This is a genomic window from Rhodanobacter sp. sgz306013 (assembly GCF_057031145.1).
Map to the genome: position 1 here is coordinate 80,726 of NZ_JBXCIJ010000006.1, position 22,666 is coordinate 103,391.

General features: G+C 69.4%; 15 protein-coding genes. 7 read left to right on the forward strand and 8 right to left on the reverse strand.

Annotated features, from left to right (window positions below; genetic code table 11):
- Nucleotides 1–40: 40 nt before the first annotated feature.
- The 4 genes from AC2EWF_RS17830 (at nucleotide 41) to AC2EWF_RS17845 (ending at nucleotide 7,113) form a co-directional block, all read left to right on the forward strand.
- Nucleotides 41–2,077: a glycoside hydrolase family 13 protein gene (locus tag AC2EWF_RS17830; protein ID WP_483640741.1), complete on the forward strand. Its 2,037-nt coding sequence runs from the start codon at nucleotides 41–43 to the stop codon at nucleotides 2,075–2,077.
- A 183-nt stretch (nucleotides 2,078–2,260) separates the two neighbouring features.
- Complete coding sequence (locus AC2EWF_RS17835) at nucleotides 2,261–4,450, forward strand: alpha-L-rhamnosidase-related protein (RefSeq protein WP_483640742.1); 2,190 nt, start codon at nucleotides 2,261–2,263, stop codon at nucleotides 4,448–4,450.
- A 207-nt stretch (nucleotides 4,451–4,657) separates the two neighbouring features.
- Nucleotides 4,658–6,148 (forward strand): MFS transporter, encoded by a 1,491-nt coding sequence (locus tag AC2EWF_RS17840; RefSeq protein ID WP_483640743.1) that lies wholly within the window; start codon nucleotides 4,658–4,660, stop codon nucleotides 6,146–6,148.
- Complete coding sequence (locus AC2EWF_RS17845) at nucleotides 6,145–7,113, forward strand: alpha/beta hydrolase (protein WP_483640744.1); 969 nt, start codon at nucleotides 6,145–6,147, stop codon at nucleotides 7,111–7,113. The genes AC2EWF_RS17840 and AC2EWF_RS17845 overlap by 4 nt, the downstream gene beginning before the upstream one ends.
- Here the strand turns inward: AC2EWF_RS17845 and AC2EWF_RS17850 are convergent.
- From AC2EWF_RS17850 to AC2EWF_RS17875, 6 genes are all read right to left on the reverse strand, one after another.
- Complete coding sequence (locus AC2EWF_RS17850) at nucleotides 7,110–10,004, reverse strand: sensor domain-containing protein (protein WP_483640745.1); 2,895 nt, start codon at nucleotides 10,002–10,004, stop codon at nucleotides 7,110–7,112. The two genes, AC2EWF_RS17845 and AC2EWF_RS17850, sit on opposite strands and share 4 nt — an antisense overlap.
- 120 nt (nucleotides 10,005–10,124) lie before the next feature.
- The gene (locus AC2EWF_RS17855; protein ID WP_483640746.1) at nucleotides 10,125–11,150 is read right to left on the reverse strand and encodes a LacI family DNA-binding transcriptional regulator; all 1,026 of its coding nucleotides are present in this window, start codon (nucleotides 11,148–11,150) and stop codon (nucleotides 10,125–10,127) included.
- A 76-nt stretch (nucleotides 11,151–11,226) separates the two neighbouring features.
- The gene (locus tag AC2EWF_RS17860) at nucleotides 11,227–12,651 is read right to left on the reverse strand and encodes a sugar porter family MFS transporter (protein ID WP_483640747.1); all 1,425 of its coding nucleotides are present in this window, start codon (nucleotides 12,649–12,651) and stop codon (nucleotides 11,227–11,229) included.
- 451 nt (nucleotides 12,652–13,102) lie between these two features.
- Nucleotides 13,103–13,948: a transporter family protein gene (locus AC2EWF_RS17865; RefSeq protein WP_483640748.1), complete on the reverse strand. Its 846-nt coding sequence runs from the start codon at nucleotides 13,946–13,948 to the stop codon at nucleotides 13,103–13,105.
- Nucleotides 13,949–14,023: 75 nt separating this feature from the next.
- On the reverse strand, nucleotides 14,024–14,797 hold the full coding sequence (locus AC2EWF_RS17870) for a hypothetical protein (protein ID WP_483640749.1): 774 nt from the start codon (nucleotides 14,795–14,797) through the stop codon (nucleotides 14,024–14,026).
- A gap of 264 nt (nucleotides 14,798–15,061) precedes the next feature.
- Nucleotides 15,062–15,622 carry a DNA-3-methyladenine glycosylase I gene (locus AC2EWF_RS17875; RefSeq protein ID WP_483640750.1) on the reverse strand — a complete coding sequence of 187 codons (561 nt, stop codon included), beginning with the start codon at nucleotides 15,620–15,622 and terminating at the stop codon, nucleotides 15,062–15,064.
- A gap of 124 nt (nucleotides 15,623–15,746) precedes the next feature.
- Here AC2EWF_RS17875 and AC2EWF_RS17880 point away from each other — a divergent pair, with 124 nt between their 5' ends.
- Both AC2EWF_RS17880 and AC2EWF_RS17885 read left to right on the forward strand, forming a co-directional pair.
- Entirely contained in the window at nucleotides 15,747–16,631 is an 885-nt protein-coding gene (locus AC2EWF_RS17880; protein WP_483640751.1) for a DMT family transporter, read from the forward strand.
- An 86-nt stretch (nucleotides 16,632–16,717) separates the two neighbouring features.
- Nucleotides 16,718–17,842: a sterol desaturase family protein gene (locus tag AC2EWF_RS17885; RefSeq protein WP_483640752.1), complete on the forward strand. Its 1,125-nt coding sequence runs from the start codon at nucleotides 16,718–16,720 to the stop codon at nucleotides 17,840–17,842.
- Nucleotide 17,843: 1 nt separating this feature from the next.
- Here the strand turns inward: AC2EWF_RS17885 and AC2EWF_RS17890 are convergent, their stop codons facing one another.
- Together AC2EWF_RS17890 and AC2EWF_RS17895 are read right to left on the reverse strand one after the other, a co-directional pair.
- On the reverse strand, nucleotides 17,844–18,797 hold the full coding sequence (locus tag AC2EWF_RS17890) for a pyridoxal-phosphate dependent enzyme (protein ID WP_483640753.1): 954 nt from the start codon (nucleotides 18,795–18,797) through the stop codon (nucleotides 17,844–17,846).
- Nucleotides 18,794–19,792, reverse strand: a complete 999-nt coding sequence (locus AC2EWF_RS17895; RefSeq protein WP_483640754.1) for an aldose epimerase family protein — start codon at nucleotides 19,790–19,792, stop codon at nucleotides 18,794–18,796. Before AC2EWF_RS17895 ends, AC2EWF_RS17890 begins: the two co-directional genes overlap by 4 nt.
- Nucleotides 19,793–19,883: 91 nt before the next feature.
- Between AC2EWF_RS17895 and pepN the strand changes: the two genes are divergently transcribed.
- Nucleotides 19,884–22,529, forward strand: a complete 2,646-nt coding sequence (pepN, locus tag AC2EWF_RS17900; RefSeq protein ID WP_483640755.1) for an aminopeptidase N — start codon at nucleotides 19,884–19,886, stop codon at nucleotides 22,527–22,529.
- The last annotated feature ends 137 nt before the right edge of the window (nucleotides 22,530–22,666 follow it).

The following is a 22,666-nucleotide window of genomic DNA, read 5'->3' on the forward strand; positions in this document are numbered from 1 at the left end:
GCGCGACGGCATCTGCCCAGTCCGAACGGGAGGGGTTTCGATGAGTCATCCGATGAAGCGCGAACCGCGCGGCCTGCACCGGCTGCCGCTTGCCCTGTGCCTGGCACTGGCCTGGTCCGGCGCAGCGCTGTGGAGTACCGCCGCACGCGCGGCCAGCAACGACAACAACGTGGAATGGGCCGGCCTGTTCCACGACCAGGGGCCGGTGTACGACAGCAACGCCGAGCCCACCGCGAGCACGGCGGTGACGCTCACCTTCCGCACCTTCAGGGGCGACATCACCAGCGCCAACATCAAGTACTACGACAGCGCCGACGGCCTGTACCACTGGGTGGCGATGCACTGGGTGGCCAACGACGCCACCGGCACCTACGACCTCTGGCAGGGCACCATCCCGGCGAGCTCGTCGGAGAAGTACTACCGCTTCCAGATCAACGACGGCAGCGCCACCGCCTGGTACAACGCGGCCGGCATCACCAGCAGCGAACCGTCGTCCGGCGACTTCTTCATCGTCCCCGGCTTCACGACGCCGGGCTGGATGAAGAACGGCGTGATGTACCAGATCTTCCCAGACCGCTTTTACGACGGCGACACCAGCAACGACGTCACCAACGGCCAGTACACCTACGCGGGCTGCGCCACCGAGCAGCACGCCTGGGGCACCGGCGTCACCGCCAACGTCAGCGGCTGCAACAGCGAGGTGTTCTTCGGCGGCGATCTCGCCGGCGTCGACCAGAAGCTGGGCTACATCAAGAACACGCTGGGCGCCGACATCATCTACCTCAACCCGATTTTCAGGTCGCCCACCAACCACAAGTACGACACCGCCGACTACTACACGGTCGACCCCGTCTTCGGCAGCAATGCCACGCTGCAGCAGCTGATCACCGACGTGCACAGCAGCAGCAACGGACCGCACAGCTATCTCATCCTGGACGGCGTGTTCAACCATAGCGGCGACAGCAACTGCTGGTTCGGCGCGCAGAGCTACGGCACGTTCAGCTGCCCGCAGCAAGGCGCCCACCAGTCGCAGTCCAGCCCGTACTTCAGCTACTACACCTTCCAGAACTGGCCCGGCAGCTATTCCACGTTCTTCGGCATCTCCAGCATGCCCAAGCTGGACTACGGCGCCAGCGGCTCGGCCACGCGCAACCAGATCTACGCCAATGCCGGCTCGGTGGTGCAGACCTGGCTGGCGCCGCCCTACGGCATCGACGGCTGGCGGCTGGATGCGGCGCAATACCTCGACGCCGGCGGCAACAACGGCAGCGACGCCACCAACCACCAGATCATGCAGGAGCTGCGCACGGAGGTGAAGTCGATGAACTCCAACGCCGCGATCGTGGGCGAGTACTGGGGCGACGCCTCGTCCTGGCTGGACGACGGCGCCGAATGGGACGGCGCGATGAACTACAACGGCTTCACCCAGCCGGTCTCCGAGTGGATCTGTGGCGTGGACGAAAGCGGCAACAGCGCCTCGCTGACACCGAGCAATCTCGACAGCTGGCTGCACGGCACGCGCGCCGACCTGCCGATCGACGTGCAGCAGACCATGACCAATTTCCTGGGCAGCCACGACACCTCGCGCTTCGCCACGCGCTGCGGAGGCGACATCTGGAAAACCTACCTGGGCCTGTTCTTCCAGATGACCTACGTCGGCACGCCGACCATCTACTACGGCGACGAGTACGGCATGCAGGGCGGCGCCGATCCGGACAACCGCCGCAGCTTCGACTGGAGCCAGGCCACCACGGGCAACGCCGCGGTGGCTCTGACGCAGCAGCTGGTCCGGATCCGCAATCAGTACCCCGCGCTGCGCACCGGCTCGTTCATGACCCTGCTCACCGACGACACCCACGACATCTACGCGTTCGCCCGCTTCGACCGGAACAACCGCATCGCGGTGGTGCTCAACGGCAGCGGCAATACCGAGACGGTGACGGTGCCGGTGTACGAGGAAAGCATGACCAACGGCAGCCAGGTCACCGACCTCATCACCGGCAACAAGTACACCGTCAGCGGCGGCAACGTCACGCTGAACGTAGAGGGCCACTACGGCGCGATCCTGGCGCAATGAACCAAGCCCTTCCCACCCGTGGCGGAAGGTTCCTGAAAGCACGGACACATCTGCGTACACTGGCCCCGGACCCGACCGCATGCCTGCAGCTGCGGCGGCCCGGCCACGGGGGGCCACCGGCACGCAGACGACGGGCAGGCGCATAACGCCGCGGCCCGCCGGCCCGATCGAGGAAACATCGCGATGATGAGCATCTTCAGCAGCCTGATGCTGGCACTGACCGCCGGCGCGCATGGCCCGCTCTGGCACGACAGCCTGCAATGGCGCGGCCAGCACGCCAGCGTGCAGGTACAGCCGGGCGGTGGCTTCCTGCTGCAGGCGACCCACGACAGGCGCGCGATCCCGGCACCGCCGTATGCGGTACAGACCGCCAGCCCGCTGTTCGACGGCCTGTACGCGATGGCGCAGGACGACCTGCGCCAGGATTCGGTCACCTCGATCCACGACGCCGCCTACGAGCATGACCAGCCCATTCCCTGCACCTGCTTCGAGACCGGCGACAAGTGGCATTACGTGTGGACGCGCGACCTGTCCTACGCGGTTGACCTGGGCCTGTGGCGCTTCGACGCCGCGCGCGCGCGCAACGGCCTCAGGTTCAAACTGTCGGATTCGCGCGTGCCCGGCACGCCGCAAGGCCCGTTCGCGGTGCAGGACACCGGCTCGGGCGGCAGCTGGCCGGTGAGCACCGACCGCGTGGCGTGGTTCCTCGCCGCGCGCCACCTGCTGGACGACCCCGCCTTCGCCGACACCACCTGGCGGGCGCTCACAGCCACGCTGGCGCAGGACCGCCGCTACGCCTTCGACGCCGGCATGGGCCTGTACCGCGGCGAGACCTCTTTCCTCGACTGGCGCGAGCAGAGCTATCCCGCGTGGATGGCCAACGATGTGGTGCCGATCGCGCAGTCCTACGCGCTGTCCACCAACGTGCTGCACTACCAGGCGCTGGAACTGGCCGCACGCATGGCGGACCAGCGCCACGACGCGCGCGTGGCGGAGTACCGCAGCCAGGCCGAGGCGCTGAAGGCGGCGATCAACGCGCGCTTCTGGCGCGAAGACCGCGGCATGTACATGAGCTACCTCGGCGGCGACGGCGCACCCTACGACACTTACGACCTGCTGGGCCTCGCGCTGGCGATCGACAGCGGCGTGGCCGACAGCGGGCGCGCGCGGCAATCGCTGGCGAACTACCCGGTGTGGCCGGCCGGCAGCCCGGTGATCTGGCCCGAGCGCGCCGACCAGCCGATCTACCACAACCGTGCGATCTGGCCGTTCGTCAGTGCCTACGCGCTGCGCGCTGCGCGCCGGCTGGACGACCCCGCGCACATCGCGTTCGAGATCACCTCGATCATGCGCGGCGCCGCGCTGGCGGGCTCGAACATGGAGAACTACGAGCTCACCACCGAAGCCACCCACGTGGACGACGGCAAGCTCAGCGGCCCGGTGGTGGATTCGCCGCGCCAGCTGTGGTCGGTGGCCGGCTACCTCGCGATGGTGGGCGAAGGCGTGTTCGGCCTCGAGGCCGACGGCCGCATCGAGCCGAAGCTTCCGGTCGCGCTGGTGCCCATGCTGTTCGGCAACAAGGACACGATCAGCCTGCAACTGCCCGGACGGCGCATCACGCTGCAGCGGCCGAAGAAGCTGACGGGCAACCTGCTGGTGACCGACCGCATCGAGCAGCGCGGCAACGACAGCGTGGTGCAGCTGAAGGGCGTCAAGGCGGCCGAGCTGTCGCTGCGCAGCACCGTGCCCCCGTTCGCGCCGCCGGCACCGGTCGCGCCTCAGGTGACGCGCAAAGGTGCGGACTGGCAGGTGCAGGCCGCCGCACCCGGCGTGCTCTATCTCAACGGCCGGCGCGTGGGCGCTATCAACGGCACGCTCGCGGTGCCCACCGCAGACGCGCTGCAATGCTTCAGCCTCACCCAGACCGGCGCCGCCGGACTCGAGTCGTTGCAGAGCCCGCCGCAATGCGAAGGCCCGGTCACCCGCGTCGAAGGCGCGTGGCCGCGCACGTGGACCGCGCCCGCCGCCGGCCGCTACCAGCTGTCGTTGCGCTACCGCAACGACCACGGCCCGATCAACACCGGCATCACCGCCGCGGTGAAGCAGGTCACCATCCGGTGCGGGGACAGCCCGGTGCAGACGGTGCCGGTGGTGATGCCGCACAGCACCGGCGAGCAACTGTCCACCACCGCGCAATTCGACGCCGCCGCGGGCGCGCGCTGCAGCTTCGCGCTGGAGCAGGGCTTCAACATGAGCTATCTCGCCGGCAATGCGCATTACACCGGCGAGGCGGGTGGCATCGGCGGGCCGCTGAACGACGCCGACGTGGGCGCGCTGCGCATCGTGCCGCTGGCGGCGGACAACCCTCCGTGACGCGATCGGCGTCGCGTCGATCCCGCCTCACGGTTCCCGCCTCGGCGGCAGGCGGACCACGCCCCCGGGTCGGCAATCAGCCCGCCCGGCCTGGCGCGACGGGCTGAATCCTTCATGCCGGGCTGAAGGCCGATCCACCCACTTCCCCTGCCTCACCATCGAGGGAGCGGGCCTCTTCCACTGCCACGCAAGCCCAGAGACCACCCCATGACCCGCAAACCCGAGCTGTCGTTCTGGCAGATCTGGAACATGTGCTTCGGCTTCCTCGGCATCCAGTTCGGCTTCGCGCTGCAGAACGCCAACGTCAGCCGGATCTTCCAGACGCTGGGCGCGAACGTGGACCAGATCCCGGTGCTGTGGATCGCCGCGCCGTTCACCGGGCTGATCGTGCAGCCGCTGATCGGCTATTGCTCCGACCGCACCTGGAACCGTTTCGGCCGCCGCCGGCCGTACTTCTTCGCGGGCGCGGTGCTGGCCACGCTGGCCCTGCTGGCGATGCCGAACTCGCCCGCGCTGTGGGTGGCGGCGGGCCTGCTGTGGATCATGGACGCCTCGTTCAACGTGTCGATGGAACCGTTCCGCGCCTTCGTGGGCGACCAGCTGCCGCCGAGGCAGCGCCCGTTGGGCTATGCGATGCAGGGCGTCTTCATCGGCGTAGGCGCGGTGGTGGCCTCGTTCCTGCCCTGGCTGCTCACCCGCTTCGGCGTGGCGAACACCGCGCCCGCCGGCACGGTGCCCCATTCGGTGATGTATTCCTTCTACGCCGGTGCGGCGGTGCTGCTGGGCGCGATGCTGTGGACGATCTGCACCACGCGCGAGTACCCGCCCGAGCAGCTGGAAGCCTTCGCCGACAATCACGTTGTGGCGGAAGCCGCGGACGTGGCCGGCGCGTGGAAGCCCGGCGCATTGTTCCTGCTGCTGGGCCTGCTGCTGCTGGCGCTGATCCGGCATTACGCACTGCGCGAGGAACTCTACCTGCTGGCGGGCGGCCTGGTCGGCGCCGGTGCGCTGTTCGCGTGGCTGGCCCGCACCCGGCGCCAGGGCGTGCTGCGCCAGATCATGGGCGACCTGTATGGCATGCCGCGCGAGATGCGCCGGCTGAACTGGGTGCAGTTCTTCTCCTGGTTCGCGATGTTCGCGATGTGGATCAACACCACGCCCGCCGTGGCCGGCCACTTCTACGGCAGCACCGACACCACCTCGGCCGCCTACAACGAGGGCGCGAACTGGGCCGGCGTGCTGATGGGCACCTACAACGGCGTGGGCGTGCTGGCCGCGATCCTGATCCCGCTGCTGGTGCGCGCCTGCGGACTGCGCTGGAGCCACCTGATCAACCTGTGGCTGGGCGGTCTGGGCCTGCTGTCGTTCCTCTTCATCCGCGATCCGCACTGGCTGATCGTGTCCATGGTCGGCGTGGGCTTCGCCTGGGCCTCGATCCTTTCGCTGCCCTACGCGATGCTGTCGGACAACCTGCCCACCGCGAAGATGGGCATCTACATGGGCATCTTCAATTTCTTCATCGTGATCCCGCAACTTCTCGCCGCCAGCGTGCTCGGCGTCCTGCTGAAGTGGTTCTTCCACGACCAGCCGATCTGGGCGCTGGCGCTGGGCGGCGCCAGCCTGCTGCTCGCAGGGCTGTGCACGCTGCGCGTGCACGAGCCGCGCGAGCCGGCACCGGCCGCGGGCGAAACGGCATGAGACACCCGCCGTGCCGCGGCGCGCTGCTCGCACTGCTGTTCGCCTGCTGGCCGCTGCACGCGCTCGCCGCCGCCGACTGCACGCCCACGCAACGCACGCTGCAGTTCGACACCCCCGCGTTCGCGCCGGAACGCATCACGGTGGACGTCTACCTGCCCGGCGACTACGCGCGCTCCAGCCATTCCTATCGCACGCTGTACGCGGACGACGGCCAGGACATGCCCGCGGCCGGCCTGCTGCCCACGCTCACCGCGTTGTGCCGCGCGCACGCGATCCGGGTACCCATCGTGGTGGCGGTGCGGATGCTGCACGAGCGCATGGGTACCTACGGCCTGTCCGACCGCGCCAGCGGGCGCAGCCTGTCCGCCGACACCAAGTACGGTCCGGTCGGCCAGCGCGCGCAGGCCTACTCGCAATGGCTCGCCACGCGGCTGGTGCCGTGGATCGACGCGCATTACCGCACCCGCCGCGACGCCGCCGCACGCAGCATGCTCGGCTGGTCGCTGGGCGGGCTGAACGCCTTCAACCTGGGCTGGCAGTATCCCGAGGTGTTCGGCCGCGTGGGCGCTTTCTCGCCCTCGTTCTGGCTTGCCACCGACCGCGGCAGCGACGCCGCGGTGGAGCGTACGCGGCTGGCGCAGCGCATGGTCGACCGCGGACCGAAGCGGCCCGGCCTGCGCTTCTGGTTCGCGGCCGGCACCGCCGAGGAAACGAACGACCGCCACCACGACGGCGTGATCGACGTGATCGGCGACATCCGCGACCTGGTCGACGGCTACCGCGCACCGGGCGGCTTTCGTCTGCGCGGCCTGCACCAGCTCGGCTACACGGTGAACCCGGACTACGCAGCACATCCCGAGCGCCACGCCGACGTCGCCGTCTACCTGCTGCCCGGCGGCCAGCACAACCAGGCCTCATGGGCGAAGATGCTGCCGCTGTTCCTGGGCTGGGACGACGGCCGCTAGGCCGAGAACGCGCCGCGCGCCGCAGCGAAGAAGCGCTCGGCATCGATCGCGGGCAGCGGCGCACCCAGGCCGTAGCCCTGCAACTCATCGCAGCCCAGCCCGGCGAGGAATACGGCCTGGGCCGTGGTCTCCACGCCTTCGGCCGCGACCAGCATGCGCAACTGGTGGCCGAGCTCGATGATGGTCTGCGCGATCGCGCCGTCGCCGGCGTTGTCGGGCAGCTCGCGCACGAAGCTCTGGTCGATCTTCAGTTTGTCGATCGGGAACTGTTTCAGGTAGGCGAGGCTGGAATAGCCGGTGCCGAAATCGTCCAGCGCCAGCTGTACGCCCAGCGATTTCAGGCCGGCCAGGGTGGTACGGATGCGCGTCACGTTCTCCATCAGCGCGCTCTCGGTCATCTCGATCTCCAGCATCGCCGGCGGTACGGCGTGGCGCTGCAGCGCGCCGGCCAACTGCTCGACCATGTGCGGGTGCAGCAGCTGCTGCGCCGAGACGTTCACCGCCAGGGTGAAGCCGCGGTGGCCGCGATCCAGCCATTCACGCAATTGCCGTGCCGCCTGCGCGAACACCCAGCCGCCGATCTCGGGCATCAGGCCCAGCGCTTCGGCAACGGGAATGAAGCGCATCGGCATCACCCGGCCCAACTCGCGGCAGTTCCAGCGCAGCAGTGCCTCGAAACCGGTCAGCGCGTGGTCGAGCGCGCTGTACTGTGGCTGATAGTACAGCTCCAGTTCGTTGTCGCGCACCGCGTCGCGCAGGCGACTGCCCAGCAGTACGCGCTCCTCCAGCGCCCGCCTCTGCGCCAGGCTGAACTCACCGACGCGGTCGCGGCCGTCGCGCTTGGCCTGGATCATCGCCGCCTCGGCGCCGCGCAGCAGTTCCGCCGGCGTGCCGCCGTGCTCGGGCGAGTGGCTGACGCCGACACTCGCGGTAAGCAGCAGGCGGTAGTCCTGTCCCTCGATCGGTCGCGCCACCACGCTGCGCAGGCGCTCGGCCAGTTCCAGTGCGGCCTCCCGGTCGATGCCGCCCAATGCGACCGCGAACTTGTCGCCGGCGATACGGGCGATCTGCCATTGCGTGTCCAGCGCCGCGCGCAGGCGGCCGGCCACGCGCCGCAGCACATCGTCGCCGATGACGTGCCCCACCGATTCATTGACCAGCTGGAAACGGTCCAGGCCCACCATCACCACCCACGCCCGCCCCTCGCCGAGCTGCAGCAGCGCGGTCAGCGAGCGTTCCAGCTGCGGGCGGCGCGGCAGGTCGGTGATCGCGTCGTGGCTGGCCGCGTGCCGCAAGTCCTGCTCGGCGCGGCGGCGGGCGGTGATGTCGTGGGCCACGGCGTAGAGCAGGCCGTCGGGCGTGGCGAAAGCAGTCCATTCGAGCAGGTATTCGCTGCCGTCCCTCGCCACGCAACGGGTCACCGTCTCGCGCGCCTGCGCGCCGGCGCCCGTAGGTTCCAGGATCGAAGCGACCGGATCCTCGCCGGGCAACGGCAACAGGAACTCGCGGTAGTCGCGCCCGCGCAACTCGTCGGCGCTGCATCCGGTGAGGCGTTGCAGGAACGCGTTGAACTGCACCAGCCGGCCGGTACGCGGATCCAGGATGCAGAACACTTCCTGCGCCATCTCGAAGAAGCGGTTGCGTTCGCGCAGGCGGGCGAGCAGCTGCTCGCTCTCGATGGCGATGCTGGCGATCGGCAGCATGCGATCGATGTCGGCCAGCTCGGCCGGACACGGTTCGCGCGACGTGCGGTAGTACACCGCGAAAGTGCCCAGCACGTCGCCGTGGCTGCCGTGCACCGGCGTCGACCAGCACGCCCGCAGCCCGTGCTCCAGCGCCAGTTCGCGATAAGACACCCAGTACGGGTCGGTGGCGATGTCGCCCACCACCACCCGTTCTCCGCGCCAGGCGGCCGTGCCGCAGGAGCCGTGGCCCTCGCCGATCTCCAGGCCGTGGATGCCGCGATTGTAGGTTTCGGGCAAGCTGGGGGCGGCGCCGTGCAAGACGTGTCGGCGGTCCGCATCGAGCAGCAGCAGCGAGCACAGCGCGCCAGGATTCAGCGACTCGTGCAGCAGCGCGATGCGCCGCAGGCTTTCCGCCAACGGCTGCTGCGCGGCGATGCCGAGCAGGATTTCGTGCTGGCCGGCGGCCACCCGCTCCTCGCGCTTGCGTGCGGTGATGTCCTGGCAGGCACCGAGCATGCGCACGGCGCGGCCGGCCGCATCGGCCTCCACCACGCCGCGGCTGTGGAGGACGCGCTCGTCGCCGTCCGGTCGCACGATGCGTTCCTCGAACTCGAACGTTCCGCCGCAACGCAGCGCGTGCTCGACGACGCCGCGCACGCGTTCCCGGTCGTCCGGATGCACGCGTTCCAGATAGGCCTCGAAGGTGGCCGCGTGGGTTGCCGGGTCGATGCCGTAGATGCGGTACAGCTCGCTCGACCAGCTGACCTGATTGGCGGCGACTTCCCAGCTCCAGCTGCCGACTCCGGCCAGCTGCTGAGCCTGGTCCAGCAGGCGCTGCTGTTGCCGCAGCTGCTGCTCGGCCTGCTTGCGCGCGGTGACGTCCTGGAAATAGATCGTCAGGCCGTCGGCCGACGGATAGATATGGTTCTCGAACCAGCGCTCGTGCGGCGGATACCAGGCCTCGATGGTCCGTGGCCGCTGCTCGGCCATCGCCTGTTCGCAGGCCTGCCGGAACAACGGGCCCGCGCTTTCCGGGAATTCCGTCCAGATCTGCTTGCCGACCAGCTCCTCGGCATGACGGCCGAGCAACGCGCAGGCCTGTGCATTGAGGTAGGTGTAACGCCAGCTCCGGTCCAGCGCCACGCACGCGTCGGTGACGCGTTCGAAGACGTGCAGGGACCCCTGTTCGAACTGGCTGCGCCCCATGGGTTACGCGATCCTGTCGCGCGATTGCGTGGACGGCAGGGGCAGGTTATGCCAGCCGCGGATACCCCGCAATGTGAAAATGCGAAGGCGAAACCCGCATGATCTTGCGGCGCGCTGGCGCTACCGGCGCAGGCTGGAACGCCGCACCTTGAGTTCCGCCGGCAGCATCGCGCTGTCGCCGCCCTCGCCGCGGATCAGCCGCAACAACTCGTCGACCAGCACCTCGCCGGCCTTGCCGGTGTCCTGTCGCACGGTGGTGAGCGCGGGGTTGACGAAGCTGGCCATGGGGATGTCGTCGAAGCCGACCAGCGCCACGTCCTGCGGCACCACGAGGCCGCGCTCGGCCAGGGCGCGCATGGCGCCGATCGCGATCAGGTCGCTGGCGGCGAACACCGCGTCGAACCTCACGTCGCTCTCCAGCAGCAGCTCGGCGGCCTCGTAGCCGGCGCGCTCGGTGGTCTCGGCGTCGGCCTGCAGTGCCTCGTCCACCGCCAGGCCGGCTTCGCGCAGCGCGGCGGCGTAGCCGCGGTAGCGTTCGTGGAATTCCGGATAGTGCGGAGTGGCGTCGCCGAGGAAGGCGATGCGGCGGCAGCCCTGTTCCAGCAGGTGCGCGGTGGCCAGCCGGCCGCCGGCGAAATTGTCGCAGCCGATCGACACGCCGGGCTGGCCCGGCAGCACCGCACCCCAGCGCACGAAGCGGGTGCCCTGCGCGACCAGCTTCTCCAGCTTGTCGCGGTGCGACTGATAGTCGCCGTAGCCGAGCAGGATCAGGCCGTCCGCCTTCTGCGAGCCGGCGAAGTCGGCATGCCAGTCGCGCGAGAACTGCTGGAACGAGATCAGCAGGTCATAGCCCTGCTGCGCGCTGGCGCGGGTGATCGAACCCAGCATGGACAGGAAGAACGGGTTGATGTGCGAGTCGTCGGCGGTGGGGTCCTCGAACAGCAGCAGCGCCAGCGTGCCGGTGTGCTGGCGGCGCAGGTTGGAGGCGTTCTTGTCCACCTTGTAGTTCAGCGTGTCGGCGGCCGACTGGATGCGTCGGCGCGTCTCCTCGCTGACCAGCGGGCTGCCGCGCAGCGCGCGCGACACCGTGGACTGGGAGACCCCGGCAAGATGCGCGATGTCGAACGATGTGGCTTTTCCCTTCATCCGCGACCCGATGCATGGCGCGGGCGGCGCCATGCCGCCCGTCCCGGCATCCTACCGTGTCGCGTCGCGCAAGACCTTACGCATGCATGTCTTCAAGCTCAAGGCCGCGCGTCTCGCGCACCGCGCCCAGCACGAACAGCAGCGACAGCAGGGCGAAGGCCGCGTACAGGCCGTAGGCGAACGGCAAGCCCAGCTCGGCCAGTGCAGGGAAGCTGCTGGTGATCGCGAAGTTGGCCAGCCATTGCGCCGCCGCCGCCACCGCCAGCGCGATCGCACGGATGCCGTTGGGGAACATCTCGCCCAGGAGCACCCACACCACCGGCCCCCAGCTCACCCCGAAGAACACCACGTAGGCATTCGCCGCCACCAGCGCCAGCAGGCCCACGCCGTGCGGCAGCACCAGCGAGGCGCCGCTGCCGGTGGCCTGCGAGAAGCACCACGCCATCAGCGCCAGGGTGACCGCCATGCCCGCCGAGCCGACCACCAGCAGCGGCTTGCGGCCGATGCGGTCCACCAGTGCGATCGCCACCAGCGTCACCAGCACGTTCACCACCGAGGTGACCACGGTGATGCTGAAGGAGTCGGCTTCACTGAAACCCACCGAATGCCACAAGGTGGAGGAGTAGTAGAAGATCACGTTGATGCCCACGAACTGCTGGAACACCGACAGCGCGATGCCGACCCACACCACCGGCAGCAGGCCCGCGCACTTGCCGCGCAGGTCGGCGAGGCGCGGGCGGTATTCCGTGCGCAGGCTGTGCCCGATGTCGTGGAGTTTGCTGTCCAGCGCCGCCTCGTCGGCGAGGCCGAGCACTTCGCGCAATACCACCTTCGCCTCGGCCAGCCGGCCGCGCGCCACCAGGTAGCGCGGTGATTCCGGCACACCGAGCACCACCGTGCCGTAGACCAGCGCGGGCACCACCGCGGCGAGGAACATCCAGCGCCACGCTTCGAGTCCAAGCCACAGCCTGTGTCCGGCCCCGCCCGCCGCGCCGGCCAGCCAGGCGTCGCTGAGCAGCGCCGCGAAGATGCCCAGCACAATCGCCAGCTGCTGCATCGAACCCAGCCGGCCGCGGATCGCCGCGGGCGACACCTCGGCGATGTAGGCGGGCGCGATCACCGAGGCCACGCCCACGCCGGTGCCGCCGACCAGCCGCCACAGCACCAGGTCCCACACGCCGTGCACGAGGCCCGAACCCAGCGCGCTCACCGCCAGCAGCACGGCCGCCACCTGCATGGTGCGCACGCGGCCGTAGCGGTCCGCGAGCAGGCCGGCATACCAGGCACCCAGCGCCGAGCCCAGCAGGGCGCAGGACACCGCGAAGCCGATCTCGCCCGCGCCCAGCCCGAAGCCCGCGCGCACCGCGTCCACGGCGCCGTTGATCACCGCCGTGTCCATGCCGAACAGGAAACCGCCCAGCGCCGCCGCCGCAGCAATCAGCACCACCCGCGCCGTCGCGCGCTGCCCGTCCATCTCCGCCACGCTGCCCGTTGCGCTCATCGCTGCCCTCCCCACGGCGTAACCGCCTGCCAAGCTCCGATTCTTGCCGCGCCGGCGTCGCGCCGTCCCCTTGAATACGTATGCAGGCCAGCGGCACTCAGGCAGTGGCACCGGCCGCCAGCAACGCCGCACGCAAGGCGTCCACGTAGGTCCGGCTGGCGCGCAACGGCGCACCGTCGTGCAGGCGCAGCAGGCTGTCGCGGTTGGACAGTGTCGCAGCAAGGCGGGCCAGCGGCGGCGAGTGGGTAAACCGGTCTTCTTCGATGGACTTCCCTGGCGGATGGGCAGGTCCACTGCACCCGGCGCCTCGCCGCGCGCGCCAGCGCTGCGGCGAACCGTGCCCGCTACGCTACGAAGCGACGTCCCGCCGCAGCGCCGCCAAAGCAGAACGGCCGGACGAGCCGGCCGTTTGCTGCGTACGCCGACGCCATGTACCGCGCCGCGGGCTTGCTCAGAACGTGTACTTCAGCGTGGCGCCCGCACCGTAGTCCGGGCTGCCGTCGGCGAAGCCGCCCATCACGTAGGCTTGCAGCCGCCAGCTGTCGCCGAGCTTGTGGTTCCAGTAGCCGGTCAGCTCGCTCTGCGGCGCGCCGCCCGTGGCGATGCGTTCGCGATAGTAGTAGTAGGCGCCGAAGCTGTCGTCGTGGCTCAACTTGTACTGCGCGCCTAGCGTGGCGTTGAAGCCGTTCTTCAGCTGGATGTACTGCGAGCTGCCGTATTTCATCCAGCCCACGCCGCCGAACGCGGTCCAGTTGCCGATTACCTTGTAGGTGTCCAGCGAGAGGCCGTAGTCGTTCTTGCCGGTGCCCAGGCCCTTGTTCTCGTCGGCGGTACCGAACTTCACCTTGCCGGTGAGGTCGACGCCGAAGCTCTGGTCGCTGCTGGTGAACACCTGGTAGCCGGCCGAGGCCACCACGTCACCGAGACCCGAGGCCGAGCCATTGGTGACGGTGGTCGTGCCACCCGTGCCTCCCGTGCCTCCGTTCCCGTTGCCGTGGCCGCGTGACTTCGGATTCTTGTTGTGTACGTGGCCAACGCCGGGGATCACGTCACCCGGGCCGCTGACATTGACGTAGGGCACGACCAGCTTGAAGGTCCAGTTGCCGGTGTCGTACTCGCCCGTGACCGGCACCGACCAGATGTCGGTGGTGGAGGTGCTGCCGTACTTGCCGCTGCTGTAGTTGGCGCCCGCGGAAACGCTGAACTGGTCGTTGTCCGTGTTGCCAGCCGCATGCGCCGCCGGCGCGCCGACCAGCAGCAGGCCGCCGGCCAGCATCCAGAAGGGTTTGTTGCTCATGTGTGGAGAATCCTGGTGTGGAAGCAAGACAACGGGCCCGGTGCGAACCGGGCCCGCGAAAGAATGCGGTCCGGCTCAGCCGCCGGGGCGGCCGACATGGTCCGGGTGGTCCGGATGTTCGGGGCGATCCGGGCGATCCGGGCGTTCCGGCCGCTCGGGGCGATCGACCTTGCTCAGGTGTTCGGGATGGACCGGATGGTTGTCCATGTCATGGCCGTGGTCGTGCGCCAGTTCGACACGGGCGACCTTGTCGTGGTCGTGATGGTCGTGCTCGGCAAGCTCGCCGGCATGCTTCGGCGAACGCATGACGTCGCCCAGCTTGAAGCCCACGTCCTTGGCGATCTGGCCCCAGCCCTCGCCAGCGGCGCGCGCCGCGAGCACGCCTTTGAGGTCGACCGTGCTGCCGTCGGTCATCACCAGCTTGCCGCCGTTGAGCGCGGCCGCCACCTCAGCCGCGGTGGGGTCGGTGATGCCGGCCTTGGCCAAGCTGGCCTCGGCGAGCGACAGTGCGATCTTCACGTTGCCGTAGCCCATCTTGCCGGTGTCCGGCGTGAACGTGGTCGTGGTCGTGGTGCTGGGTCCGCCATTGGTACCGGCGACGGTCTCGGTCAGCGTTACCACGCTGCCGTTGCGCAGTCCGCTCACTAGCGCCTGCGCGTTGGCGTCGGAGCCGGCGAACGGTGTGAACTCCGTCGTCAATCGGGTCGACTCGTGGCTCGTTGTGGTGGTGCTGACCGTCGTGGTGCTCGTGGTCGTCGTGCCGCTGGTCTGTGCCAGCGCCGGCACGGCGGCCAGCGCCGTCGCGATGCTGGCGGCCAGCAACGCGAACGTGAAGTGACGCGTGTTCATGGATCTCTCCCGAAAGTGATGCCCCCTGTAGGCATGTGCGCTGGGAGCATCCCGCCCCGCCGTTCCGCGGCTTCCTTCGCCGGCGTGGATGGGAGAGCGTAGAAACCCCCGCAGCGCCGAAGCTAGATTTCGCCAAGTTCCGTTATTGCGCAAGCGCGGAAATGCGACGGATTCAGCGGGCATTCCCGGGAAAGTGTGCGTTGCATTCAGGATGCAAGAACTTGCGTGACGCGGCTCACGTTTCACGCACCTGCCGTCACGCACTCACACCTGCCGATACCGGAAGCAGCCGACGAGGTGGTCGTTGATCATGCCAGTGGCCTGCATCAGCGAGTAGCAGATCGTGGTGCCGACGAAGCGGAAGCCGCGCCGCTTCAACTCCTTGCTCATGCGATCGGACAGCGGCGTGCTGGCGGGCACCTCGCCCTTGCCCTTCCAGCGGTTGCGCAACGGCTTGCCGTCGACGAAGGACCACAGCCAGGCGTCCAGACTGCCGAACTCGTCGGCCACCTTCAGCGTGGCGACAGCGTTGTCGCGCGCCGCGGTCACCTTGAGCCGGTTGCGGATGATGCCGGGGTCGAGCAGAAGCTTCTCCAGCTCGCGGTCCTTCATCGCCGCCACGCGCGCGATGTCGAAACCATGGAAGGCCTTGCGGTAATTGTCGCGCTTGGCCAGCACGGTGCGCCAGGACAGCCCCGCCTGCGCGCCTTCGAGGCACAGGAACTCGAACAGCCCGTTGTCGTCGTGCAGCGGTACACCCCATTCGGTGTCGTGGTAGGCGCACATCAGCGCGTCGTCGGCGCTGGCCCAGTGGCAACGATGCATGCGGAGATCCCGGTCCGGCGCGGTACGCGCGAAGGGCGGTAGTGAACCCCCTCCCGGCCTGTTCCCGCAAGCCGGCGGAGGAGCGGAGCGACTACACTCGCGCCTTTCCGCCTTTGCGCCGCCGATGACCCCGTCATCCAACCTCCAACGCGGCGCCGTGCTGGCGCTGCTCGCCACGATAGTCCTGTGGGCCTACAGCTGGGTGGTGATGAAGCAGGTGCTGGCGTACGCGGGACCGTTCGATTTCGCGGCGCTGCGCTACCTGTTGGGCGCGGCGGTGCTGTTTGCGGCGATGCTGCTGGCGCGGCAGTCGCTGCAACCGCCGCCGCTGCTGCCCACCCTCCTGATCGGCCTGTGCCAGACCGCGGCGTTCCAGGGACTGGAACAGTGGGCGCTGCTCAGCGGCGGCGCGGGCCACGTCGCGCTGCTGGCCTACACGATGCCGTTCTGGGCGGTACTGCTGGCCTGGCTGATCCTGCGCGAACGGCCCTCTCGCCGGCATTGGCTGGGGCTGGGACTGGCCGCGCTTGGCCTCGTCTGCATCATCGAGCCGTGGCGCGGCTTGGGCAACGCGACGAGCACGGAACTGGCGATCGCGGGCGGCGTGGCCTGGGCCGGCGGCGCGGTGCTGAGCAAGCGCTTGTTCCGCCGGCATGCCGTGTCCGCGCTGAGCCTCACTGCATGGCAGATGCTGGCTGGCGGCGTGGCGCTGGGCATCGTGGCGCTGGCGGTGCCACAGCGTGCGATTGCATGGAACGGCGCCTTCGTCGCGGGCCTGGCCTACAGCGTGCTGATGGCATCCAGCCTCGCGTGGTGGCTGTGGTCGATCGTGCTGCGGCGGCTGCCCACCACGCTGGCCAGCGTGGGCAGCCTGGGCGTACCCATCATGAGCGTGCTGCTGGCGTGGCTGATCCTCGACGAGCAACCGCGCGCCATGGAATGGCTGGGCATCGGCTTCATCCTGCTCGGCCTGTGCTCGGTCAGCGGCGTGCGGCTGCGCCGCCGGTAGGAGCGCAAGTTCGCGCGCCGCGCATTCAGCGCGCCGGCAAGACCGCGGCGGTATCATTCGCGCTGCCGTTCCCCGCCGACACGCCGATGTTATCCCTGCCCCAACTCTGGTCCCACCTCGTCGACTGGCTGAGCAGCCATGCCGTGGCGCCCGCACTCGACCTGCTGCACTTGGGCAAGCTGTCCGGCGACCCGCGCGACATCGCCGCCTCCCTGCTGATCGCGGCACTGCAGATCGGCATCATCGGCTTGCTGTTCCGCCCGCTGGAAACCTTCTTTCCCGCGGAAAAGTGGACCGACCGCAAGCTCACCCTGGTGGACCGCAACTACACGGTGATGATGCTGATGGGCATCTTCCCGCTGTTCACCTATCTGATCCTGATGCCTTTCAGCCATCTGTTCGGCGGCGCCGACGCGGCGACCTCCAGCACCGGCTCGCCGCTGGCGCTGACAGCACTGGTGCCGTGGTTCAACGGCCATCCCTGGCTGCTGTTCGCCGCGTATTACGTGCTGTACGACTTCACCTACTACTGGATGCATCGCACCCAGCATGCGCTGCCGTGGTGGTGGGCGTTGCACAGCATGCACCACAGCACACGGCAGATGAGCTGCTGGACCAACGACCGCGGCAACCTGATCGATGGCTTCATCCAGTCGATGATCCTCGCCGTGGTGGGCCTGGTGATGGGCGTGGATCCGGACGAGTTCGCGTGGCTGATGCTGCTGGGCGAACTGGTGCAGAACCTGTCGCACACCAACACCCGGCTGGGCTTCGGCCGGCTGTTCGAGCGTGTCTTCGTCGACCCGAAGTTCCACCGCCTGCACCACATGCTGGTAGACCCCGAGCGGCCGAAACTGCACAACTGCAACTATGGCCAGGTGTTCTCGATCTGGGACGTGATCTTCGGCACCGCGCTGTACGGCGAACCGTTGCGCCCTACCGGCGTGGGCGACCCGGTGGTGGACGCGGACAACAACCACGGCCTGCTGGGCCTGCACTGGGCGTCGACGAAACGCTTCCTGTGCACGGTATTCCGGCCGGAAGGCTGGAAACCGGGCGAGGTGGCGTTCGATCCGGTGAGCCTGCGTCCGGTCCCGGTAGACCAGCTCGACCTGCATGCGTTGGCGCACCACCAGCCCGGCAGGCTGGGCACCGCGCCGGCGGATGGGGTGGCGGACACCGTGGCCGTCGAGGAATCCGCGACCGCCTGAATCAGGCGAACCACGGCAATGCGTCGAGATCGACGTTGCCGCCGGTGAGCACCACGCCCACGCGCTTGCCGGTGAAACGCCGCGGCTGCTTGAGGATCGCGGCCAGCACGGTGGCGCTGGACACTTCCACCACCTGCTTCAGCTCGCCCCACAGCAGGCGCATCGCGGCGATGGTCTCCGCGTCGGTCACCGTGACGACCTCGACGCGTTGCTTGCGCATGGCATCGAGGTTGGGTTCGCCCACCAGCGCGCGCAGGCCATCGCATACGGTGTCCGGCGTCATGGCCGCGGTGCGCGAGCCAGCGGCCAGCGAGCGCGCCGCGTCGTCGGCGCCGGCCGGCTCGGCGGCGAACAGCGCCAACCCGGGTTGCAGTGCATGCGCGGCAATCGCCACCCCCGCGGCCAGGCCGCCACCGCCGACCGGCGTGACGAGCGCGCCCAGCGTCGGCGCCTGCCGCAGCAGTTCCAGCGCGATCGTGCCCTGCCCCGCCATCACCCGCGCGTCGGCATAGGGATGCACCAGCACGGCGCCGGTCCGCGCCTGCACCTCGGCGCACATCGCCTCGCGCGCCGCCTGGCTGGGTGCGCAGCGGTGGAGCGTTCCGCCTGCCCGCGCGATGGCGTCGAGCTTGGCCTGCACCGCGCCTTCGGGCACCACCACGTGCGCCGCGATGCCTCGCGTGGCGGCGGCCAGCGCCAGCGCATTGCCGTGGTTGCCGGAGGAGTGCGTGACCACGCCATGCGCGGCTTCGTCGTCGGTCAACGACCACACCGCGTTGCAGGCGCCGCGGAACTTGAACGCGCCGCCGCGCTGCAGGTTTTCGCACTTGAAATGCAGCTCGGCACCGGCCAGCGCGTCCAGGACCGCACTGCGCAGCACCGGCGTCACCACGGCATGTGGCGCGATGCGCGCGGCCGCATCGCGGATGGCGTCGATGTCGGGCAGCGCGTTCATGCCGCGATGATCTCCACGCCGCAGCGGTAGCGCCGTTCCGCGCCCGGTTCCAGCCGGATCGCGTCCGCGCATTCGGGCCGGTTGAACGCGTTCGCCATGCACTCCATCGGCTCCAGCGCGATTGCGCGGCGTACGTCGCGGCTGATCGTGTCGGAAGTGAAGGCGTGCATCAGGCCGTGCTCCTGCCACACCCGCAGGGTGCGGCCGCTCGCCGGATCGCGCAGCTGCGTGCGGATGCGGCCGTCGGCGCCGGGCTGCAGGTCGGTATAGCCCTGGTCGATGATGCAGTCGCCGATCACGCGCGGCTCGCGAAAGTCCAGCGCGGGCGCGTCGTCCAGCGCCAGGTAGGCGGCCTCGCCCGGCAACGCGATCAGGTCGGCGCCGGTGCGCACCAGGGTCTCGGCGGGGATCGTCAGCTCCCAGCCGTCCAGGGTGGCGTCGGCGAGACGGAAATACGGGTGCCAGCCGAAGAAGCACGGCGCCACGCTGTCCCCCACGTTGCGCATCGCGGCTTCCAGCGTGAGGCCGGCGGCGTCCAGCGTGAACGTCACCGCGAGATCGATCGCGTGCAGGTAGCCGGGCCGTGGGCGGATCGCCGTGGTGGCCAGCGTCACCTGCGCTTGCCGCTCGTCCGCATCAAGCGCTGCGCGTTCGAACAGCGTGCCGCGCACGAAGCCGTGGCGGCTGGCGCGCGCGGCGCCGACCACACCGGGTTGCAAATCCTGCGCCTCGCCGTCGAAGCTGTAGCGCGCGTCGGCGATGCGGCCGGCGAACGGCACCATGATCGCGAACCGCGAGCCGGAGTGCGCGGCGATCTCGGCGTCGTCGCGGTAGCCGTCGGCGTAGTCGTGCCACGTGCCGCCCTCGTTCGCCTCGAAATTCAGCAGTGCGGCGCCGAGCCGGGCGATGCGCACGCGGCGGCCACCCACGGCATCCTCCAGCAGCACCACGGGCTGCGTGCCCAACGTGGCCTCGGCGGCGTGGAAACGCGTCATCGCAAGCTCCAGTCGAAAGGGATAAGTTGAAGGCGGGCAAGGGATCCCGCATGTTAGCCTGATCCATCCCCACGCCACGATGTACCCACGCATGAACGCCCGCCCCGATGCCGCCCGCCAGCCGATCCGCCTCGTCGATTACCGGGCGCCGGCCTGGCGGGTGGAGCAGGTGGAGCTGGACTTCGAACTGGGCATCGACGCCACCGAGGTAGCCGCGAAGCTGCGGCTGCGCCGTGATCCCGCACAAGACGAACCGCTGCGCCTGGACGGCGAGAACCTCGAACTGCTGTCCATCGCGCTCGACGGCCGGCCGTTGCCCGTCGACGCGTACCGCCTGATCGACGGCGGCCTCGAAGTGGACGGCGCCCGCGACGGCAGCGTGCTTGAAACGCGGGTGCGCGTGCATCCCGCCGCGAACACCGCGCTGGAGGGCCTGTACCTCTCCGGCTCGCGCGAAACCGGCTTCCTGCTCACGCAGTGCGAGGCACAGGGCTTCCGCCACATCACGTATTTCCCCGACCGCCCTGACGTGCAGTCCAGCTACACCGTCACCCTGCGCGCCGACCGCGCGCGCTTCCCGGTGCTGCTCGCCGGCGGCAACCCCGACGGTACCGGTGAGCTGGAAGGCGGCCGCCACTGGGCGCGCTTCGTCGACCCGCATCCCAGGCCCAGCTACCTGTTCGCCCTGGTCGCCGGCCAGCTGGAGAAGATCGAGCGCGACTACCGCACCGCCGACGGCCGCGACGTGCAGCTGAAGATCTGGGCCGAGGCCGACGCGATCGCGCGCTGCCACTACGCGATGGACGCGCTGGAACGCTCGATGCGCTGGGACGAGCAGGCCTATGGCCGCAACTACGACCTCGACGTGTTCCACGTGGTCGCCACCCACGACTTCAACATGGGTGCGATGGAGAACAAGGGGCTCAACATCTTCAACGCGAAGTGCCTGCTGGCCGATCCCGACGCCAGCACCGACGACGAGTACCGCCGCGTGGAGGCGGTGATCGCGCACGAGTACTTCCACAACTGGAGCGGCAACCGCGTCACCTGCCGCGACTGGTTCCAGCTCAGCCTCAAGGAAGGCTTCACCGTGTTCCGCGAGCAGAGCTTCTCGGCCGACATGAACTCGGCGCCGCTGAAGCGCATCGAGGACGTGGCCCTGCTGCGCCGCGCGCAGTTCCCGGAAGATGCCGGCCCGCTGGCGCATCCGGTACGCCCCGCCGAATACCGCGAGATCAACAACTTCTACACCGCCACCGTGTACGAGAAGGGCGCCGAGCTGGTACGCATGCTGGCCGGCAAGCTGGGCGCGGCCGGCTTCCGCCGCGGCACCGACCTGTACTTCAGCCGCAACGACGGCCGGTCCGCCACCATCGAGGATTTCCTTGCCGCACTGGGCGAGGCCAATGGCGTGGATCTCTCGCCCTACCTCGCTTGGTATGGCCAGGCCGGCACGCCGCGGCTCAGGGCACACGGCGAATACGACGCGACCCGCCGCGAATACGCGCTCACCCTGTCGCAGCACACCCCGCCCACCGCGCGGCAGGCCCACAAGCAGCCCGTGCCGATCCCGGTGAAGCTGGCGCTGTTCGGCGCCGCCGGCCACATGTTGCCGCTGCATCTGGACGGCCAGGCCCCCACGACCGAGGCAGTGGTGGTGCTGGCGGAAGCCGAGCGGCGCTTCGTGTTCCGCGACGTGGCCGAGCGCCCGGTGCCCTCGCTGCTGCGCGGCTACTCCGCGCCGGTGATCCTGGAATGCGATTACGCGCCGGCCGAACTCGCCCTGCTGCTCGCCCACGACCCCGACGGCTTCAACCGCTGGGAGGCCGGCCAGCAGCTCGCCCTGCGCGCGTGCGATGCCTTGCGCGACAGCAGCGGACCGCAGGCTGTCACGGCCTGGTGCGACGCGCTGGCCGCGCTGTTCGACGACGCGCGGCTCGACGCCGCGCTGCTCGCCGACCTGCTCACGCCACCCGGCGAGATCGAACTGGCCGAGCGCGAATCCGTGGTCGACCCGGGGCGCATCCATGCGCTGCGCCAGCAGCTGCAATTGCGCCTGGCCACACGGCTGGGTGCCGACCGGCTGGGTGCGCGTTACCGCCGGCTCGCCGCGCAGACCACCGCCGCGCTCGACGCCGCCAGCCAAGCCAACCGTCGCCTGAAACAGCGCGTGCTGCAGCTGCTGGCCCTGGTCGATCCGGCACAGGCTTGCGACCACGCCGATGCGCAGTACCGTGACGCGCCCGGCATGACCGACCGCCTCGGCGCGCTCGCCGTGCTGGCACGCCACGGCGCTGCACGCAGCGCCGGGCCACTGGCGCAATACCGCACCCGCTACGCGGACGATCCGCTGGCGCTGGACAAGTGGTTCGCGCTGCAGGCGCAATTGCCGGGCGAGGGCGCGCTGGCCCGCGTGCAGGCGCTGGAATCCGACCCGGCCTTCACCCTGAAAAATCCGAACCGCGCCCGCGCCCTGCTGGGCAGCTACGCCAGCGGCAATCCCACCGGCTTCCACCGCGTGGACGGCGCCGGCTACCGGCTGTACGCCGAGCGCCTGCTGGCGCTGGATGCGCTGAATCCGCAGATCGCCGCCCGCCTCGCCACCGCGTTCAACGGCTGGCAGCGGCTGGAACCTAGGCGCCGCGAGGCGGCCCGCGCCGCACTCGCCGGACTGGCCGGCCAGGACAAGCTGTCGCGCAACCTCGGCGAGATCGTGGGCAACATGCTCAAGGGCTAATCTGGCGCCGCATAACCCCTCGGTCGAAGGGCCATCTGCGCGGAAGCCGCGGGCGGATCAGGCGTGCCGGCGGCCGGTTCGCCCAAGCCGGGTCCGACAGGGTGCCGGACCCGGCGACCCGAAAAGGGCATTGCGCC

What these genes read in the sequence shown, in the direction of transcription:
- AC2EWF_RS17830 (WP_483640741.1), top strand. Translation starts at nt 41, where the DNA reads ATGAGTCATCCGATGAAGCGCGAACCGCGCGGCCTGCACCGGCTGCCG.
- AC2EWF_RS17835 (WP_483640742.1), top strand. Translation starts at nt 2,261, where the DNA reads ATGATGAGCATCTTCAGCAGCCTGATGCTGGCACTGACCGCCGGCGCG.
- AC2EWF_RS17840 (WP_483640743.1), top strand. Translation starts at nt 4,658, where the DNA reads ATGACCCGCAAACCCGAGCTGTCGTTCTGGCAGATCTGGAACATGTGC.
- AC2EWF_RS17845 (WP_483640744.1), top strand. Translation starts at nt 6,145, where the DNA reads ATGAGACACCCGCCGTGCCGCGGCGCGCTGCTCGCACTGCTGTTCGCC.
- AC2EWF_RS17850 (WP_483640745.1), bottom strand. Translation starts at nt 10,004, where the DNA reads ATGGGGCGCAGCCAGTTCGAACAGGGGTCCCTGCACGTCTTCGAACGC.
- AC2EWF_RS17855 (WP_483640746.1), bottom strand. Translation starts at nt 11,150, where the DNA reads ATGAAGGGAAAAGCCACATCGTTCGACATCGCGCATCTTGCCGGGGTC.
- AC2EWF_RS17860 (WP_483640747.1), bottom strand. Translation starts at nt 12,651, where the DNA reads ATGAGCGCAACGGGCAGCGTGGCGGAGATGGACGGGCAGCGCGCGACG.
- AC2EWF_RS17865 (WP_483640748.1), bottom strand. Translation starts at nt 13,948, where the DNA reads ATGAGCAACAAACCCTTCTGGATGCTGGCCGGCGGCCTGCTGCTGGTC.
- AC2EWF_RS17870 (WP_483640749.1), bottom strand. Translation starts at nt 14,797, where the DNA reads ATGAACACGCGTCACTTCACGTTCGCGTTGCTGGCCGCCAGCATCGCG.
- AC2EWF_RS17875 (WP_483640750.1), bottom strand. Translation starts at nt 15,622, where the DNA reads ATGCATCGTTGCCACTGGGCCAGCGCCGACGACGCGCTGATGTGCGCC.
- AC2EWF_RS17880 (WP_483640751.1), top strand. Translation starts at nt 15,747, where the DNA reads ATGACCCCGTCATCCAACCTCCAACGCGGCGCCGTGCTGGCGCTGCTC.
- AC2EWF_RS17885 (WP_483640752.1), top strand. Translation starts at nt 16,718, where the DNA reads ATGTTATCCCTGCCCCAACTCTGGTCCCACCTCGTCGACTGGCTGAGC.
- AC2EWF_RS17890 (WP_483640753.1), bottom strand. Translation starts at nt 18,797, where the DNA reads ATGAACGCGCTGCCCGACATCGACGCCATCCGCGATGCGGCCGCGCGC.
- AC2EWF_RS17895 (WP_483640754.1), bottom strand. Translation starts at nt 19,792, where the DNA reads ATGACGCGTTTCCACGCCGCCGAGGCCACGTTGGGCACGCAGCCCGTG.
- pepN (WP_483640755.1), top strand. Translation starts at nt 19,884, where the DNA reads ATGAACGCCCGCCCCGATGCCGCCCGCCAGCCGATCCGCCTCGTCGAT.